8 protein-coding genes and 1 pseudogene are annotated in these 15,292 nt (G+C 37.5%); all 9 read left to right on the top strand.

Annotation, left to right across the window (positions count from 1 at the left end):
• Window positions 1-24 precede the first annotated feature (24 nt).
• The 9 genes and pseudogenes from A2290_07775 to A2290_07815 all read left to right on the top strand — a co-directional run bounded on the left by A2290_07775 (window position 25) and on the right by A2290_07815 (window position 15,292).
• On the top strand, window positions 25-447 hold the full coding sequence (locus A2290_07775; GenBank protein OGC13764.1) for a hypothetical protein: 423 nt from the start codon (window positions 25-27) through the stop codon (window positions 445-447).
• A 58-nt stretch (window positions 448-505) separates the two neighbouring features.
• Window positions 506-1,462 (top strand): hypothetical protein, encoded by a 957-nt coding sequence (locus tag A2290_07780; GenBank protein ID OGC13756.1) that lies wholly within the window; start codon window positions 506-508, stop codon window positions 1,460-1,462.
• 42 nt (window positions 1,463-1,504) lie between these two features.
• The gene (locus A2290_07785) at window positions 1,505-2,659 is read left to right on the top strand and encodes a UDP-N-acetylglucosamine 2-epimerase (GenBank protein ID OGC13757.1); all 1,155 of its coding nucleotides are present in this window, start codon (window positions 1,505-1,507) and stop codon (window positions 2,657-2,659) included.
• On the top strand, window positions 2,656-3,948 hold the full coding sequence (locus tag A2290_07790; GenBank protein OGC13758.1) for a UDP-N-acetylglucosamine 1-carboxyvinyltransferase: 1,293 nt from the start codon (window positions 2,656-2,658) through the stop codon (window positions 3,946-3,948). Before A2290_07785 ends, A2290_07790 begins: the two co-directional genes overlap by 4 nt.
• Window positions 3,929-4,300: an rRNA maturation RNase YbeY gene (locus A2290_07795; protein OGC13759.1), complete on the top strand. Its 372-nt coding sequence runs from the start codon at window positions 3,929-3,931 to the stop codon at window positions 4,298-4,300. The genes A2290_07790 and A2290_07795 overlap by 20 nt, the downstream gene beginning before the upstream one ends.
• Complete coding sequence (locus A2290_07800) at window positions 4,297-5,580, top strand: hypothetical protein (GenBank protein OGC13760.1); 1,284 nt, start codon at window positions 4,297-4,299, stop codon at window positions 5,578-5,580. Before A2290_07795 ends, A2290_07800 begins: the two co-directional genes overlap by 4 nt.
• 97 nt (window positions 5,581-5,677) lie before the next feature.
• Window positions 5,678-7,318: a CTP synthase gene (locus A2290_07805; GenBank protein ID OGC13761.1), complete on the top strand. Its 1,641-nt coding sequence runs from the start codon at window positions 5,678-5,680 to the stop codon at window positions 7,316-7,318.
• A 718-nt stretch (window positions 7,319-8,036) separates the two neighbouring features.
• Window positions 8,037-9,635 carry a hypothetical protein gene (locus A2290_07810; GenBank protein OGC13762.1) on the top strand — a complete coding sequence of 533 codons (1,599 nt, stop codon included), beginning with the start codon at window positions 8,037-8,039 and terminating at the stop codon, window positions 9,633-9,635.
• 19 nt (window positions 9,636-9,654) lie between these two features.
• Window positions 9,655-15,292: pseudogene (locus A2290_07815) on the top strand (hypothetical protein).

Here is a 15,292-nt window from a genome sequence, read left to right on the forward strand (position 1 = left end):
AATTACTATAATATAATATTAATTATGCATATACAGCCTCAACTTGGCCGTGTTTTTATTGGAAGATTTGAATGTGGAGATGATCTGCTGGAAGTTCTTACGGAATTTTGCATAAAGCAGAATATTCGCCTTGGAACATTTTCTTTGATAGGGGCGGTTAAGCGAGCAAAACTTGGATATTATGATCAAAAGGAAAAGCAATATGTTGCATCAATTAACCTGGATAAAAAACTCGAAATTTCTTCGTGCATGGGGAATGTCTCTTTAAAAGATAATCGGCCCATCGTTCATGCCCACATAACTCTGGCGGATTTTGACGGAAAGGCTTTTGGCGGACACCTTATGCCTGGCACAGAGGTCTTTGCCGCCGAATTTTTTATTCAAGAGCTTACGGGTGGCGAACTTGTGAGAAATAAGGATAATGCAACAGGATTGCCTCTGTGGTGAAATTTTGTATCAGGCGCAGTTGCTCCATTTCTAAAATTGTGATATAATAAAACCCCGTATGTTAATATACATCGGGACCTTCTTTATAGCTCTCCTTTCAACTGTTTTTGTTGCGCCAATAGTTATTAAATTTGCTACATTTAAGGGTGTTTTAGATAAACCTGATCCCCGAAAGATTCATAAAGAGCCAGTCCCTAGGCTTGGTGGTATTTCTATATATGTTGGGTTTGCCTTAGCTCTTTTATTTGCTTTGATTTTTTCCTGGTTTAACGGCATGCATATAAAATATTTGGGAATACTTGGTATTTTTATTTCTGCGACAATAATGTTTTTTCTTGGAATCGTTGATGACGTAAAAGGGGTTAATTCTTTAATAAAACTTTTGATTCAACTTTTGGCCTCGGCAATAGTGATATTCTTTGGAATCGAAATAAATTTTATTTCTAATCCTTTTAACGGGATTTTTCCTTTGATTGGTTTTATATCAATTCCCTTGACTCTTATTTGGCTGACTGGAGTGACAAATGCTGTGAATTTAATAGATGGATTAGATGGTTTAGCTGCCGGGGTAACAACTATATCTGCAATGACCCTTTTTTTTGTTGCATTGCGCACTCATGAAATAGGCGCGGCTTTAATTCTTTTATCTCTTGCTGGCGCGGCTTTAGGATTTTTAAAATATAATTTTTTCCCTGCCAGAATATTTTTAGGGGATTCAGGCAGTTATTTTTTAGGATTTTTACTTGCAACTTCGTCTATTATGGGTGTTTTTAAAACTACACTTGTTGTTGCCTTAATTATCCCTTTGTTAATTTTAGGAGTTCCGATATTTGATACAATGTTTGCCATTGGGAGGCGTTTGAGTGAAAGAAAAAGCCCGTTTGCGCCGGACAAAGGACATATTCATCATATGCTTTTACGGGCAGGATTTACCCAGAGAGAGGCTGTTCTATCGATCTATGTTGCATGTTTTTTGTTGAGTATTGGAGCTCTGCTTATGGCATTGAAACATTGATTGTTCCGATAATTATGTCAGCACAAAAAGGATTGTTTATTAATGTCTAAAAAGAAGATAATGTTGGTTTTTGGAACAAGGCCAGAGGCCATAAAAATGGCGCCCCTTCTTCTTGAAATGAAAAAGCATCAGGATAAGATTGAACCTGTTGTTGTTTCTACCGGACAGCATAAAGAGATGCTTGCACAGGTTATGCGTATTTTCAATCTTAAAGCAGATTATGACTTGGATATTATGCAGAAATCTCAATCTCTTCAGCAGATTGTCAGCAAAACATTAAGTGGCCTTGAAATTGTTTTGGATAGGGAGAAACCTGATATGCTTTTAGTTCAAGGGGATACAAGCACTGCTTTTGCTGCGGCGTTGTCCTCTTTTTACCATAAAATTACTTTAGGGCATATTGAGGCAGGGCTTAGAACCTTTGATAAATTTAAACCTTATCCGGAAGAAATTAACCGCCGGCTGATTTCTGTTGTTAGTGATTTGCATTTTGCTCCCACAAAAACATCTGTTAATCATTTGCTAAATGAAAATATTCAAAAAAAGAATATATATTGTTCCGGAAATACTGTGATAGACGCTTTATTGTTCGTGGCGAATAAAAAACTTAATTTGTTTGAATCTGGCTTGAAATTAGATGTCAACAAAAAAATAATTTTGGTGACAACTCATAGAAGAGAATCATTTGGCATGCCTCTTAGATGTATTTGTGAAGGGATAAGGCGACTAGCAGAAAAATATTTTGATATAATACAGGTTGTTTTGCCTGTCCATAAAAATCCCATGGTTCGTAGCGCAGTAAATGAAGTTTTAGGGAATGTTTCAAATGTATTAGTTATTGAGCCTATGGATTATGAGCCGTTTGTTCATCTTATGAAAGCATCTTATTTGATTTTGACTGATTCTGGAGGTATTCAGGAAGAGGCTCCTTCCTTGGGAAAACCTGTTCTTGTTTTGCGCGAAAAGACAGAGCGTCCGGAAGCTATAAAAGCAGGGACTGTTAAACTTATAGGAGTTGACGCCGATAAAATTTTTAAAGAAGCGGGCAGACTTCTTTCTAAAAAAAGTGACTATAAGAAAATGCAAAAAGTTGTCAATCCATATGGAGATGGCAAAGCTGCAAAAAGAATTATTTCTGTCATATTGCATTATCTTGGGTTTAAAAATATTATGGAGAAAGAATTTCACTATAAATGAGAAGAATTTTACTTAGAGGCGGAAATAAATTGAAAGGGGATGTCCTGGTTTCAGGGGCCAAAAATGCCGCGCTCCCTATCCTTGCCGCAACTATTTTGACTAAAGGTGAATGTATAATTACTAATGTTCCAAATCTTTTGGACATACAAACAATGATTAGAGTTTTAAGATCTTTGGGTATTCGTGCGGAATACTCATATCCAAACACAGTTCATACTTGGGTAAATGGCGGATTAAAACACGTTGCTCCTTACGAGCTGGTAACAAAAATGCGCGCGTCTTTTTTTATAATAGGGCCTCTTTTGGCAAAAACGGGACGGGCAAGGATCCCTCTTCCCGGAGGATGCGCGATTGGTTCCCGCCCGGTAAACATACACCTTAAGGGCTTGGAAGCTTTGGGTGCAAAAATTTCAATGGAGCATGGTTTTGTTATAGGGAAAGCCGATAAATTAATTGGAAGCAGGATATACTTGGATTTTCCATCTGTTGGGGCGACTGAAACCATAATAATGGCCGCGACACTTGCGCAGGGCGATACCATTATAGAGAATGCCGCTCGGGAACCGGAAATCGTCGATCTTGTAAATTTCTTGAAGAAATGCGGAGCTAAGATAGACGGCGCTGGAACCGAGGAGATCAAGATCTCGGGGACATCTTCATTAGTGGCGGCCAATCATGAGATTATTCCTGATCGGGTTGAAGCAGCTACTTTGATTATTGCGGCGGCGATTACACATGGAGATGTTGTTATTAAAGGAATAAATCCATTGCATATAGAATCGGCAATTAGCAAGCTGAAAGATGCCGGAGTAGTCTTTGATATAAAAGAAGATACTATTAGAGTTACTGTTCCAGACGGAATTAAGCCTGTTGATATTAAGACTTTGCCTTATCCCGGGTTTCCAACCGATATTCAGCCTCAAATTTCAGCTCTTCTTACTTTATCTTCAGGTACTTCTGTTGTTACAGAGACTGTTTTTGAAAATAGATTTATGCATGCCCATGAACTTAGACGTTTGGGTGCGAATATAAGGCTTGAAGGGCAAAGCGCTATTATAACGGGAGTTCCAAAACTGGAAGGGGCTCCGGTTAAAAGCAGAGATTTACGCGCTGGCGCAGCTTTAGTGATCGCGGGCCTCGCGGCGGAAGGAGATACTTTAATTGAAGATATAGATCAATTTATAATTCGTGGTTATGATGGCTTGGATAATAAATTGATATCTTTGGGAGCTAAAATTAAAGAGCTTGGGAATATAGCGGAGTATGGATATGGTGAGGATATTTCTTAATTTTACAGATAAGATATTTGAGTCAGACAAGGCATTTAGGGGAATAAACTTAAAGGTGGGTAAGATATTGAGCGAACATAAGGCGAGGGGGGGGATGGGGATTACTTTTGGAGATGGCGCACTGCTTAGAGAATTAAACAAAAAATATAGAAATAAAAATAAAACGACAGATGTGTTATCATTTAATTTAGGGGATAAAAAAAATATAATGGGAGATGTTTATATTTCGGTTCCGGCTGCAAAAAGACAGGCGAAAGAGTATAATATTTCTTTAAAAGAAGAACTTTTACGGCTTGCAATTCATGGAACATTGCATGTTTTGGGGTATACCCACAAGGAGATGGGAGTATGATTGTTGAGTTTTTTGTTTTAATTATATGTTTTTTGTTTTCGGCTTTCTTTTCAATTATAGAGACTGCTTATACGTCTCTTTCGCACTTAAAAGTTTCTCATCTTGTGGAAAAAGGAGTTTATGGAGCGGCACGCGTTAAAAAACTTAAAGATGAACCGAGCAAACTCTTGTCAGTTGTTTTAATCGGTAATAATATCGCAAACATTGGAGCTTCAGTTCTTGCGACATCAATAATTATTTCATTTTTTGAAAGAAGGGGAATTCAAAATCTTGGAGCGATTTTAGGTCTTGCGACAGGAATTATAACATTTTTAATAATTGTTTTTGGAGAGATAATTCCTAAAAATATAGCCATAAGAAATTCAGATAAGATAGCTTTGTTTTTTTCTTTGCCTCTTCTTGTCGTTTCTATTATTTTAACTCCTATATCTATTGTTTTAACTGCAATATCAAAACCTTTTGTTTCGTTTTTTGGCGGAAAAATATCGGAAAAAGGACCCTTTTTAACAGAAGATGATTTAAGATTTCTTATCGCAACTTCTGAAAAAGAGGGTGTAATTGAAAAGAAAGAGAGAGAGATGATATCTTCTATTTTTGATTTTGGAGAGACAACCGTAAAAGAAGTTATGACTCCCCGCCCTGATATTAAAGCTATTAAAAGCAGCCTAAACATTAATGAAGCAATAGCATATTTTAGAGAGACGGGACATTCAAGAATTCCAGTTTATGAGGATAATCTTGATAATACTATTGGTGTGATCTATGCCAAAGATCTTTTGGGATGTCAGACTGAGAAGCAATTAAAAGATTATATGAGAGTTGTAATATTTATTCCTGAAGTTAAAAAAATAGATGAGCTCTTGCGCCAAATGCAGATTAACAGAACTCATATTGCGATTGTTGTTGATGAACATGGTATAACATCAGGAATTGTAACAATGGAAGATATCATAGAAGAGATTGTTGGAGAAATTCATGATGAATTTGAGCAGGGAGAAAAACTTTTTGAAAAGGTTGATGAAAATACTTATGTTGTGGCAGGTAAAATGCCTATAGAAGAATTGAATTTTGAACTCAAACTGGATATTCCAATTTCTGAAGATTATGATACTATTTCGGGGTTTCTCCTTTCCTTTCTTGGCAAAATGCCGGCTGTTGGCGATTTTATTGAATATGAAAATTTAAAGATAAGCGTGGAAAGGGTTTTAAAGAGACGTGTTACGAGGCTTAAAATTGTGAAAAAATTAAACAAAATTGAGGATAATATTGTAGGGGGATAACTATAAATGAAGAATTAAAAATGACTTTATGACTAATGAAAACAGAATAAGTACAATACATTAGTCATTTTTAATTAAGTCATTCTTCATTGCAATTATGAATAACCAAAAACAACCAAAATATATTTTTGTAACAGGAGGAGTTGTTTCTTCTCTTGGAAAGGGGATAACGGCTGCGTCCCTTGGCAGGCTGTTAAAATCTCGAGGCATTTCTGTTACAATTCAAAAACTTGATCCTTACATTAACGTGGATCCTGGCACAATGAATCCATATCAACATGGGGAAGTTTTTGTTACGGAAGATGGGGCGGAAACAGATTTGGATCTTGGGCATTATGAAAGGTTTATCGATGTTAATTTGGGTAAAGCAAATAATGTGACAGCCGGAATGGTTTACTGGTCGGTCCTTTTAAAAGAGAGGCGTGGTGATTACCTTGGCGGAACGGTTCAAGTTGTTCCTCATATAACAAATGAAATTAAGGAGCGAATTAAACTTGTTACAAAAAACCAAGACTTTGATGTTGTAATTTGTGAAATAGGAGGGACCGTCGGTGATATAGAAGGATTGCCTTTTCTTGAAGCGATAAGGCAGTTTAGAAAAGAGGTAGGTCGTGATAATTGTGTCAATATTCATGTAACACTTGTTCCTTATCTTGATACAACTCAAGAATTTAAGACAAAACCTACGCAACATTCTGTAAAAGAGCTTCGCGCGATCGGTATTCATCCGGATATTATTATTTGCAGATCTCGAGAACCTTTAATCCAAGACTTAAAAGATAAAATCTCTCTTTTTTGCGATGTGGCGCGTGACGCGGTTATTGGCCTTGCTGATATAGGCTCTCTTTATGAAGTTCCTCTGGCCTTAGAAAAAGAACGGCTAGATGAGATAGTTGTTAAATATTTAGACTTGGAATCTTCGGGTTTTGAAACTTCTGAATGGGAGAGCATGGTTGAATCCGTAAAAGATCTTAAGCACAAAGTAAAAATCGCAATTGTCGGAAAATATACGGATCTTAGGGACTCTTATATTAGTATTGTTGAGTCTTTAAAACATGGCGGGATTGTAAATAACAGTGAGATCGAAATTAAGCTTGTTAATGCGGAATATATTGAGGCTGCCCAAGATATTGATGTATTTTTGAATGATGTACATGGGATCCTTGTTCCCGGAGGGTTTGGCATTCGAGGGGTGGAAGGAAAAATTAAAGCGATAAAATATGCAAGAGAAAATAAAATTCCATATTTGGGCTTATGTTTGGGAATGCAAACGGCTGTTATTGAATTTGCGAGAAATGTTTGCGGTTTAAAAGATGCGAATTCTTCTGAATTTAATAATGAAACTAAAAATCCTGTCATAGATTTAATGGAAGAGCAAGTTGGTGTTTCAGAAAAAGGTGGGACAATGAGGCTTGGCGCGTATCCATGTAAGATAAAAAATGATACACTTCTTTCTGCTTTATATGAAGGAAAAGATGTTGTTCAAGAGAGACATCGGCATCGTTATGAATTTAACAATAAATTTAGATCCAAACTGGAAGAAAATGGTTTAGTCTTTTCGGGAATTTATGAGAAATTAAATTTGGTTGAAGTAATAGAACTTCCAAAACATCCGTTTTTTTTGGCTACGCAATATCACCCCGAATTTAAATCCCGTCCCAATAAACCCCACCCCATTTTTGCCGGGTTTGTAAAAGCCGCTAAAAAGCTTGTTAGCGAACAGGCTGAATTGTTTTAGTGGGACTGTTGCGTAATGACAGTTTTTGCGATTTGTCATCCCCGCGAAAGCGGAGATCCATCTTAACCCCGATTATAAATCGGGGTTGTTTTCTGAGAAATAGATTCCCGTTTTCACGGGAATGACCATTTTGCAACAGTCCCTTAGTGTCAGACGGAAAAAAGTCAATTTATTATAGAACCCTTCTCTTCACAGCCGTTAAGTAATTTCTTATAATTAACCCCGATTAGGGAATCAGGGTTCATACCTGGGGGAAACTTTCAACACTCTGCTAGAATTCTGTTCGTCTATGAATAATCGGGGTTAAGTTATAAAATTGTTGCTAGTGCCACCTCAGACTTACCTGTTTTGCAACATTGTGTTTTAACCCCGATTATCATAATCTGGGTGAATAATCGGGGTTAATGTTCCTTCGAAACATTTTCTGAACTCAATACTCGGTTGTGGCATAAAAATGTGATTAAAAATGGATATCACCAGTAAAATCAGGTAATTCCGCCAAATTGAAAATTGAGTGAAATTTTTGCTTTAATTATAAGAAAAACATATGCAAGTTTTATGTTTGTCATGTCGATTGATTTGTGAGTGGTAGATACTAAGAATATTATGAAATTTAAGTTGGTTTTTAACGATATATAGGAAAGTTTATAATATTAAGTAGTTTATTGTTTCAGAAGGGGGAGATATAAATATGACGGAATCGATTAGCGCTAGTCGAATGTTAATGGGACATATTGTACCTGTTGATCCGAAACAGGCCGAAAAACCAGATAGAAACGGAGCAAAGACAGGAAAGAAGCCTCCTGCAAAAGCAGAGGCAGATAAATCTTTGTCCGGCAAAGTTTTGGATGGAGTTGGCGCTGTAATACAATATATGTTTATTCCCGCTGCAGGAGTAGTTCCTAGTTGTACATCTCAAGCTCCAAGCTGTTTAATGTTTAATCCCGATATTACAGATGGGAAAGGAAATACAATAACCGGAGGTTTGTCTTCGGAATTAAGCACTAAAGGAGTGGCTGAAATCCCTTTTCGTTTTGAAATAGTTTCGAAAATAAGAAATGATGGCAGCGGGTGGGGGAGTGTCAAAGTCAATGGCGGAATTTCAATCGGACTTCATGATGGATATGTCGGCTTTAATAAAGACGGAGATTTTTATGTGAAGGAAGATGGAGGGCCTTTTACAAGTTGTAATACTGCGGTTGACGATAACAACCTAGATGATTTAGGGCAATGTTCTCCTTTTGTTCTCCAAGATGGAGATGAAAAGCCAACTTATATTTCCGGGGCGTATCCTGCAGCTATTCCTTTAATGGTTGATGGCTATCCTGTTTTAACATCGCTCGATGGCAGCGGCAATGCTACATATAGACCAATACAAGTAACTGCTCCAGAGCTTGGTATTTTTAATTCCAATGTATTCAAGCTATCTGCAGATAACGGAGGAATTCACTTTGTAGTTTTTGGATCAAAAATAGAAAACGAAATGATTGTTACTGCTTACTATTATATAAAGGGGTTTGTTTCAGTAGATGATTTTACGAATCCGGATACCGTGCTTCTTGGAGAAGATTTAGCTGATGTTTTAAAAAAAGATGGCGGAGCTATTTATTCGGCTTTGATTGAAGAAGGATATATTAGCAATGACGGAACAGATGAAATAACAACAAAATTTACGGGTGATTTTGAAGATTTTTCTCTGCCAAGTGAACAATATAGTTTTTCGCAAGATCAGATACAGGCAGCCTTTATTGTTATGCGATATGCCTTGGAAAATGGCAATATTGTTGGTCCCTTTGATATCAATGAAAATGATATAAATACTGAAGATACTTTTAATGCTTATTATAAAACAGATGATAAAGGGGTTCTTCTGTCAGAAGATAGTCATACAGAAGTAGCTGCGCATATTTATTCTTATACTAAAGATCCTAAATATACTTCCAAAGATATCTATTATGGAAATGAAGATAAGGGATTAACCGGGGTGCTTGTAAATAACGGAGTTATCAACCCTGAAAGCATCGCAACAATTGTTGTCCCTCTTAATTACGAGCTTACTTTAAGAAATAGTGAGACAGGCAGAATACAAGAAGTAAAAGGCAAAATTGAAAAAGGGACACAAGGCATTTCATTTATATTTGATTCTGCTCTTTTAGATAGCGCGGAAGGTTCTGACTATACAATAATTGACGGATCCATTAGATTGGAATTGGCTAAGAATGCCCCTAAAGGGTTTTCTTTAAATGTTTCAGTTAATGGAATAATGGTTGAAGTTGAGCAGAGAGAAGAAGAAGGAGTTTGTGAAAAGCAACAATAGATTGGGGGTACATGAACTTATGAAGAGATTAATTGGTTTTTTACGGGTTGTAATTTTTATTTTATTTTTCTTTGTTTCTGTAGCAACATATGCAGCAGGGATAGAGTGGCCTGTCAATTCTGTTCTTTCTCATAATTCTCAGTTAGGAGGGAAATATTTATATTCTCCCGACAATGTGAATGCGGCTATAAATATTTATGACATATCGGGAGGATCAAGTTTTAACCCTGTAAATAATAAGATTGGACAGATAACTTCCGGTCAGTTGGGTGGTGGAGTTATATCTGCAATGGCGTTAAGCCTTGATGGAAATACTCTTTATGCTTTGGCAACCAATGGTAATGTAAAGATGTTCGGTCCTACGGGAACACTTAAAGGGACGATAAACGGCACTACGTTTGTTGCTCCGACTCAGATGGCGATGTCTTCTGATGGCAAGAGACTTTATGTTTTGGATCAGGCATTTAAAGGTGTAAAGATTATAGATACCAAAACAAACCAGATAATTTCTTCTATTTCAGTTGATCAGAATCCGGATGTTAAGGGTGTAAGCGCTACGTATCTTTTCGGGATAGCAATAAGTCCTGACAATACAATGCTTGCCGTTACAAATAAGCAGGCTTATACTTCAGATGGATCAGGATCTGCTGTCTATATATATAACATAGTACATTCTGCTGACGGGACTATTTCTTATCAATATAATAGAAGTCTTACTTATGGTTCTATCATTAATTATCCGACACATGTTGTTTTTTCTCCTGACAGTAAGACTTTGTACGTGCGGGTTGATCAGACCTCAGGCTCATTTAGAGACATTGTAATGTTTAATGTTACTAATAATTTTAGCGGGTCTGCTCTCTCTTTAGAAAACGGGAATTATCAGGATCCAAACAATGTACATGGAGAGATTTTAGGGTTGTCCGTGAATGGTTTGTACATATACGCAACACATAGAAACAGTTCAGGGACAAATATAGTTTATAGAATATCTACAGTAAATAGCGATGGGACCCCCAGAAATTTATCTAACTGGACATACAATTCTGCTATTGACGGAAGCTTTACGTTGCCTTTCGTCACTTTTCCCGCGGATGGACTCTCTGTAGTACCTGACGGTTCTTATTTGTGGTTTACATGTTCTGAACCTGCTAGCGCCATGTACAATGCTATGTTTTCATCTTATACAGGATATAGGGATGCTTCAGGGGCTTTAGTGAATAAAGTTCCCGAAGCTCCTTCTATAGTACATCCTAATTCTGTAAGCGGAGATAATCTTGATAATTATGCAGGGGTGGCTCAATGGGCTCACGGTTATGATGATAGTCCTGCCGGTAATTATAAATATGAAATTTATTATAAACAATCAGGGAGTTCTACTTGGACATCATTAGAAGGGTTTACTCCTAACACTACGACTTCGTTGGCGACTTTATCCGCAGGAGTCTACTATAATTTGAGAATCAGAATGTATGATGGTGTGAGCTGGTGGAGCCCTTATACATATTCAGAACCGTTTAAAAAACCAAATGCTACTATTTCTACAATAGAAATTGATAAAAACAGAGACCCTAATGTTGAGAATTTTACAGAATATAACGCTTCAACAAATATAGGGTATATTTATGACGCTATAAAAATAAAAGGGACAGGGTTTGGCTCTCTTTCCAGTCCTTTTTCCTATAATGGCACAGATTATCAGGTAATCTTCAGAACAGCTACAAAAGATTATATATTACCTGCATATATTGATGAAAATTCTGATGGTCAGTACAATGACGGAGAGGAGCATGTTATCTCCAATTGGCAGGATAGTGAACTTTCATTTGTTATGCCGGAAGAGTTTAAGGATAAATCTGCCGTATATCCCCAGCAGTTTCAACTAGTTGTTAAATCATTTGGTGTTGAAGGGGCTATTTACAGTTTTAATGTCGGGCCTGTTGTAACCGACATGAATAGATTCGGATATCCTGGACAACAGGTAGATATTTATGGGGCCGGTTTTGGCGCGACTAAAGGGACAAGCTCTGTTATTTTTAACAGTAATGCAACCGCGCAGACTTCATATTGGGATAACGGGCATATAACATGTACTGTGCCAAGTGGCGTGGTAAACGGTAGAGTGAAGGTAAAGGTTAATAATGTAGATACTTCCATAAACTATGCTGGAGCGCCTCTTGGTGACGGGCAATACAATCTGCCTGTAACTTTTGAAGTTCTTCCTATTCCACAGCCTACTTATACCTCAGTAAAAGTCTGGGATATAGATTATGATAGCAACGGTAATAAACTGGCGGATTCAAACGAATATAAGGAGCAGACTTGGGGATATGATTCTGACGCGATTATAATTAAAGGCAACAATTTTGGGAGTGCGGGAACAGTTAAACTTGGCACAAGAACTATTCCAAGTGAGGAAGTTTACTGGGCAACCGATGGAACACAAATATCTTTTTCGATTCCATCGACTGCTGTTATGGGACATCCTGGAATAACCATAACAAATACTTTTGGCAGCCTTACAATCCCTTTTGATATACACCCAAAAATTGATAATAATGGAATATCTCCTGCTTCAGGGCTTCCTGGCACACGAATATATATTTCAGGGACAGGTTTTAATGATTCGACTTTGATTAATTCAATTGACTTTTTAATAGACGGGAATATTGCGGCTTCAGTCGCTGGTGTTTTGGAAGGTGGCAAGATTCATGCTGATGTTCCGAATCTTTTAATTAATACTTATAATGTTAGAATTGCTTCTGAAGATTTTGACGGCATTTACAGCAACGATAACCAGACTTTTACATTGGTCAACCCAAAAATCACAGGGTTTGCTGTTGATACTGATCCTCATCCTGTTTATGACACATGGAAGGATTTAGGGCCTCAGGATTCGGTTGCTGTTAACGACAATATAAAAATTAAGGGGTCAGGTTTTGGGTCCCCGGGAGATGGCGCAGGGGATACTGCTTCTTATAATGTTACATTTAATGGTATTAAAATAAGAGATGATGATGTTAATAATACAGGTTATCAGATTTATTCATGGAATGACAATGAGATAAAACTTGGCATACCGCACAAAGCAGGGAATGATTATATTAAATCGGGAAATAATGTTGTTGTTGTAACAGCCGGTGATATTACAGCTACAAGTTCTATAAAAATCAGACCTACTATTGACAGATATCTTCCTGATGACGCGACTGCTCATAAAGGGAGTTCTGTTGTATTGGTAGGGACGGCGCTGGAAAGTCTCTCTTTAAGTCAGGTTGTACATTTTGGCGACAGTTTAATTGGAAATGGTGTTATAGCAAGAGCAGGAGAGACACCTGCCGATGTTGATGGATCTGATGTTACTGAAACCCTTACTTTTAATGCTCCTGATTTACCTCCTGCTTCTTATAGTGTTTCTGTTGAAGGGGAAGGGGTCTTTAGCAATAAAGTAGATTTTAATATTGTTGCGCCTGTTGTATCACAAATTCAGGTTGCTGATGATCTGTTTGGTTCTACCCCTTTACAATTTTCTGGAAATGAAGCTGCCTATGGGTATGTTTACAGCAGTCTTAAAATTACAGGAGAGGCTTTTGGGGAGGAGGGGACTGTAAAAATCGGAAATATAATTCTTGAGCCTAACAAGAATGTCTGGTGGGATGCGAACAAAAATGAGATATCAGTTGCCGTTCCAAGGAATATAGTGACCGATTATGTTGATGCCGGTGACAAATTATCTATTATAAACGCTTATGGCGAACCGATTAATGCTTCATTTACTGTAAGGCCAAAAATTTCATCTCTTTCAAAACAGGCTGCTGCAGTGGGGGGGTCTTTTTCGATAAAGGGATATGCTTTGGGAGATGCCGGGGATGGTGATGTAGTCAAATTTTTGAATGATACGCTTGGCAATGAATTTATGGATGTTGTTGTAACCTCAAGAGATTCGGATAACGACATAATAAATGTGATACTTGATGAAGCTGTATTTGCATCAAAAACTGGTATATATACTATAGAAGTAGATAGAAACAGCCAGGTAAGTAACAGTATGCAGTTTAATATTTTGCCAAAGTCTGTTCCTATTATAGAAAATTTTCAGGTTGATACCAATCCTAATCCTGACATAGAAAGCTTTAAAGATGTTACTGATGGGGTAGTTATTTATGATACGGTGAAAATATCAGGAGAAAGTTTTGGCGCTGTTGCTGACGGATCACGCGCTACTGCGTCTAACAATATTACTATAAACGGTTTGATGATACCTGATGTTTTGGGTGATCCCCTTAATCCTTCCGATCCGGGAAATCAGGGATATCAAGTCTATTCTTGGAATGACACGGAAATTGTTGTTGGCATTCCGCGCAGTGTAACTACTATTGACGGGGTTAAATATATTAATGCCGGAGTTCACGAGATAAAAGTTACCGCTAACGGGGATGTTTCTAACAGCGCTAATTTAACTATAAAACCGACGATAAATTATGTAAATCCCAAAAATGGTTATCCCGGGCTAACAACTGTTACTATTAGTGGGGAAGCTTTGGTTTCAGTGGATGCGGGGTCTATTACAAAGTTATATTTTGGCGGAGTTAACCTTGGAACAGTTACAGTCAACCGAGGAATTGGAAATTCTATGGATGGGCGGGGAGCAAAAGATTTTATAACAGTAAAACTCCCTTCTGATCTTCCTGTTGGTTTATATTCAGTCTCGGCAGAGGTTGGATCTCTTGTCAGTGTAAGTAAAAATGATGAAAATTTATTTAATGTTTTGGCGATTCCTGTTCCGGCTATTAGCTCAATACAGGTAAAAGATGATACTTGGAATAATAAATATGTCACTCAATCATTAGATAGCGCGTACGGCTATGTTTATAGCACAGTTTCAGTCGAGGGAAATGGATTTGATACTTCACCTGGATCTAGAATTGTTTTAAACCTTAGTAATGGGGATATTGTTGATCTTCCTTCTGATTATATATATGCCTGGGAGAACAAACTTATAGAGTTTGGGGTGCCAAGAGTTATTACTATCCAGCCTCAAGACGGGCCGTCTCAGGTTTTTTATATATCTCCAGGGAGCGCCACAATAGAATTGATAAATCGTTTTGGCAATAAAGCTGATCTTATATTTAATATACATCCTAAAATATATAGTGTTTCAAAAAGCTCTGTAAAAGCAGGGGATACTATGGATGTGAGTGGAGTTGGTTTTGGAGACCCTACGAATACTGTTGATATCACTTTCTGGGATGCAACTGGAACAAAAGTAGGCCTTGTGGAGATGTCGAACGGTTTTGTAAGGACTGCAGACAATGGCGATATTTCTGGAAATGATGCTATAAAAAACATTGTTGTACCTGATCTTGGAGCATCAGGGACATATACAGTAAAAGTTTCCGCGTACGATGACGCTCCTCCCTACAGCAATGGAAAAGATGTGACATTTACCGCGACGCCAGGTCCACAAACACCGTCAGTGACAAAGATTGAAGTAAGAAAAGATGAGAATTCGGCTTATGTGACTACAAGTGAAGGATATCTAGGATATACGGTAAAGATGAGCGGAACAGGGTTTGAAGGGAACTATAATAATCAAGGCAAGGTAATGATAGATGGCGTAGAGATGCCGATATATAGTTGGAATGAACCGACAGGAA

The organism is candidate division WOR-1 bacterium RIFOXYB2_FULL_36_35 (assembly GCA_001771505.1).
Lineage (GTDB): Bacteria > Margulisbacteria > WOR-1 > XYC2-FULL-46-14 > XYC2-FULL-37-10 > XYB2-FULL-36-35.